The organism is Streptomyces sp. SID3212 (assembly GCF_009865405.1).
Taxonomy (GTDB): Bacteria; Actinomycetota; Actinomycetes; order Streptomycetales; family Streptomycetaceae; genus Streptomyces.
In genome coordinates this window covers 1-1,289 of the sequence record NZ_WWJY01001259.1, presented here as the reverse complement: position 1 = coordinate 1,289, position 1,289 = coordinate 1, and the positions used below count along the sequence as shown (strand labels likewise).

Here is a 1,289-nt window from a genome sequence, read left to right as displayed (position 1 = left end):
GCCAGACCCCACTTCGCGGACACGCCCTAGGTCCCGAACGGCTCCGCGCCTGCGGGCTCTCGCACGCCAAGGTGTCGTACCTGCTCGGGCTCGCCCGGAGCCAGCAGGGCGGTCTGATCGACGTGGACGGGCTGGGCGGGCTCACCGACGCCGAGGCCGTGGCCGCCCTCACCGCCGTCCGCGGGCTGGGACGGTGGACCGCGGAGATGTTCCTCCTGCACCAGCTCAGGCGCTCCGACGTGCTGCCCGTGGGCGACGTCGGGATCCGCCGGGCCGTCGAGCGCGGCTGGGGCCTGGACACCCTCCCCGCCCCACGGGACGTCGAACGCCGCACCGCCGCCTGGTCGCCGTACCGCTCCTACGCCTCCGCCCTCCTCTGGGCGTCCCTGCGCCCGCCGGAGACCCCGGCCGCCCCGGCGCGCTGAGGCGGCCGGGGCGGTGGGTGGGGGTGGGCCAGGTGGTGTGAGGGCGGTCAGCGGAAGGGAACGCCGGGGAGCCGGGCCGCAGGGAGGGGGACGAGGGCGGTCAGCACGTCGGGACTCCGGGCAGCCACGCCTCGGGCACGTCGACGAAGATGTTCGAGACATAGCCGCCGTGGTCCGGCAGGTAGGCCCAGCCGTCGTTGGTGATGCCCTCCACCGTGATCCGCTCCCCGTGCACCTGGCACGAGACGGTGACCCGGGTGGGCCCCGGCAGCCGTGACACCTCCCGGGACCGGGTGGTCGGCTGCTCCCGGATCCGTACGTCCGTGCCCCAGGTGGGGAAGGACGTGCCCGCCGAGCCGCCGGTCCACAGGTAGGTGACGGTCACCCACCCGTTGTCCACCAGGCCGATGTCGGCGAAGGTGCCGTCCGCGAGATCGATGCCGGCCGGGTTCGCCACCGGCCGGCCCGAGCCGTCGCGTCCGCCGTTGTAGCCGCTCTCGTACGCCGCCTGCGCCTCGGGTCTGCCCTGCGGCAGGTCCTTGAAGCTCTCCCGGACCGACGACGGATTCCAGTAGTCGTCCCGGGTGTTCCACGGGCCGACGTCCCAGACCGGCGCGGTCTCGCAGCGGGCGGGGCCGCAGACCCGTACGGAGTACTCGCCGCTGCCGTTGGGCGACAGGCCGCGCCGGGACGGCAGGGCGACGAAGTGGTCGTTCGGCTGGATGACATGGCCGTTGGCCGTGGTCCGGCCGACGAGGCCCTCCCGCGTCGCGAAGACCCGGGCGTTGACGGCGGCGGCAGCGGCCCCGGCGGCCCGCGGCCCGGGTCCGCGGTCGGCGGTCAGCCGCAGTCCGTCGACCCGCG

Annotated in this window: 2 pseudogenes; one reads left to right on the top strand and one right to left on the bottom strand. The window is 75.3% G+C overall.

From position 1 onward, the window contains the following. Positions 1–425, top strand: a pseudogene (locus tag GT042_RS37840) (hypothetical protein); the annotation flags it as partial. A gap of 100 nt (positions 426–525) precedes the next feature. On the opposite strand, the pseudogene GT042_RS37835 reads toward GT042_RS37840, so the two are convergent. Then, positions 526–1,289, bottom strand: a pseudogene (locus tag GT042_RS37835) (hypothetical protein); the annotation flags it as partial.